The sequence below is a fragment of the Arthrobacter sp. SPT-J7 genome (assembly GCF_059089965.1).
Map to the genome: position 1 here is coordinate 1 of NZ_JBNHFF010000340.1, position 2,535 is coordinate 2,535.

Here is a 2,535-nt window from a genome sequence, read left to right on the forward strand (position 1 = left end):
CGGTGAGCGGTCCGGCTGCAAGGTGGCGGCGAAGATCAGTTCCGGGAACAAGCTCCATCACCAGGAAGGGCACGTCCCGGTGACCGCGCAGCAACGTCCCGGTGTCGAAGAGCGTCACCAGGCCATGATGGTTCAGCTGCGCCAGCATGCGGGCCTCTGATTGCTGCCTGGCCAGTTCGTCGGCACCTGTGACGTCATCGCGGAAGATTTTCAGCGCCACGTCCCGGTCCAGGACCAGGTCGGTTCCCCGGTAGACACTTCCCATGCCGCCGTGGCCGAGCACTTCTCCCACCCTGTAGCGCTCGCTCAGAATGGTTCCGGCCAAACCGGTGTCCGTCTCTTCGGTCATGGTTACTGCCTTCCGTCAGCCTCCACTCTAGCCATGGCCGTAGCACCTGTTGCCGAAGTGGCAGCCGCCATCGAGGCGATCAGTCGGTGGACAGAGCTGCCCCTGTCCCTGGCGAGGCCGGTGCAGGAGCTGACGGTTTAGGAGTTACTGTCCGAAACTGCTGAGCTGACGGCCGTGGGGCTGTCATACTCCTTATCGGGGATGGCTTCAAGAGCCTGGATCACGTTGTTGTCAGCCCCGGAGTCCTTTGCGCTGGACAGCAAGGCTTCACGGCTTGCGGGATAGTCCACACCGCCGAGGAACTTTTGAATCTGGATCGGGTTCGGAGTTTCGGCCATGGTGCCAGTTTCCTTTCGGATCGGTTCTTGTGCCCTCGGCTCCTTTTCAGGGAAGAAGGCGCGAGGACTTCATCGTAGGCTGCACGTTTCGATAGGAAAAGGGTGATTGCCCTGGAGCTGGTGGCGCTTGGTTCCGGCAGTTTGCAGTTACTGCTGCGCCGGATCTTCCGTCAGCCAAGCCATTGCTTCGTCCCTGGAAGTAAAGAACCGGGTGGGATGGTCCGGATGGTGCCGCGCCATGTAGAAGCCCGCTATGGCTTCGTCTACGGCCGAGGTGCCCACGATTGCTGCCCGGGCGAGCGGCCAGGAGGAGGCAAAGGCTTCCTGGGCGCGCCGGTCAATCCAGGTCATGCCGGTCATTTCGACCAGCAACGGAAGGGTCCGCCCTGCACTGAGGGCGGCGGCACGTTGCATCAGTGCTTTCGCGTCGCTTTCCCTGACCACGGCAGCGGGGGCCCACTTCAAGCAAAGGATCTGCCCGCAAAGCTCAATGGTGCCGATGATGTCCTCGTGCCCTTGATCCTCCACGCCGTTTCCTAAAGGCCCGTTTTCCGGGCGGCGCCGGATGCCCTGCTGCGCCGGTTTTGCTCGGAGAGCCATTGCAGGGCTTCAGGTTGGCTGGTGAAGTACGCGGAGGGAGTTGGGCATTGCCGGGCGAAAGCTGCGAGCACGGTGCCCATGGGATGGTCACCCACGAGGGCCACCATGGAGAAACCCCGGTAGGCGAGCATGCCTGCCCGTGCCTCCGGGCTCAGTCCGGTCACGCCGGTGATATCCACGAGAATGGGCAGGGCCTGCCCGCCGCTGAGTCCCTCAAGGGTCCGGGCAGCCTGGACTGCGACCTCGTAAGTGATAAACACTCCTGGCCGCCAATGCAGCCGCAGAAATCCATGTTCATGCGACGCGGTAAACGAATCCATGGGTCTACTTTGCTGGCATTTGTGGGAAAGCGCCAACCCCGGCCCGCAGACACGTGGTTCTACGCCATCCCGGTCTTCATCGACGTAGCTTGAGCGTCCCCGCTGCAAGCACTCACCGCTCCGGCCGGCGCTGCGCGTATTCCCTGGCGACTCCCGTATACGGGGTCACGCCCAGGACTATGTGCGTCACCGCCAAGTTTGCGCGTCGATAACAGCAGAACGCGCACGACGCCGGGGCACGCCCGCCGCCGCGAGCATCTGTTCCAACTTCCCGGCCGCGAGGTCGGCCCAGTTCCATCGGACCACGCTTAGTCCGGTGGCACGGATGCGGTTTTCGCGGTTCTTTTCCGCCACGACAGCTTGGGACGCGGTCCGCCCACCGAGGTATTCGGTTTTGACGTACTTCTCTTCGCCATCGAACTCGCCAACCACTTTGGATTGCCTCCAATAGAAGTCCGAATACCCCACCAGTCCGGCGGCGTCGTAAATCTCCTGCTGGAGGACGGGTGCTTCGAAGCCGGCCAGATGGATCAGCGCCCGGCTCCACGATTCCCCGGCTGAGCCCGAGGCGGGATCAGCAAACTCAATGACTGCCCGGATCCTCCGCTCGGCGGCACTGGAATAGCTCGATCCGATGCCGGCTTCCAGGTCGGCCTTGGTCACGGCGGGCAGCCGCCGGACTCTGTCCGGACGCAGAACATGGTCCATGGGCACAACAGCTTCAGTGAATGGAGTGAAGGCTGCAAGGTCCAGGACCGTGCGGATGCGGCCCGTGACCAGCAGGCCCTCCCGACTCACTGCTTCCAAACCGGCTGGCGCTGCGAAATGGCGGCGGACTCCAGCACGCGACCGGCCGCCCTCGTTCTTCAACGTAAGGGCCTGGACCGGGTGCTGAAGGCCAACAGTCGGTAGTCCCCACACACTGGCG

5 protein-coding genes are annotated in these 2,535 nt (G+C 63.2%); all 5 read right to left on the reverse strand.

Annotated elements, in window-relative coordinates; translation table 11 throughout:
- Window positions 1–349 (reverse strand): protein kinase domain-containing protein (locus AC5RWX_RS32345; protein ID WP_494100265.1); only part of this gene is annotated, 349 nt, incomplete at its 3' end.
- Window positions 350–486: 137 nt separating this feature from the next.
- On the reverse strand, window positions 487–687 hold the full coding sequence (locus AC5RWX_RS32350) for a DUF2795 domain-containing protein (RefSeq protein WP_493947015.1): 201 nt from the start codon (window positions 685–687) through the stop codon (window positions 487–489).
- A gap of 147 nt (window positions 688–834) precedes the next feature.
- Window positions 835–1,215, reverse strand: a complete 381-nt coding sequence (locus AC5RWX_RS32355) for a DUF7793 family protein (protein ID WP_494100266.1) — start codon at window positions 1,213–1,215, stop codon at window positions 835–837.
- An 8-nt stretch (window positions 1,216–1,223) separates the two neighbouring features.
- Complete coding sequence (locus AC5RWX_RS32360) at window positions 1,224–1,607, reverse strand: DUF7793 family protein (protein WP_494100267.1); 384 nt, start codon at window positions 1,605–1,607, stop codon at window positions 1,224–1,226.
- A gap of 186 nt (window positions 1,608–1,793) precedes the next feature.
- Window positions 1,794–2,535: hypothetical protein (locus tag AC5RWX_RS32365; protein WP_494100268.1), on the reverse strand; the 742-nt coding region annotated here is incomplete at its 5' end.

Coding starts and splice junctions, on each gene's coding strand:
- AC5RWX_RS32350 (WP_493947015.1), bottom strand. CDS start 687: ATGGCCGAAACTCCGAACCCGATCCAGATTCAAAAGTTCCTCGGCGGT.
- AC5RWX_RS32360 (WP_494100267.1), bottom strand. CDS start 1,607: ATGGATTCGTTTACCGCGTCGCATGAACATGGATTTCTGCGGCTGCAT.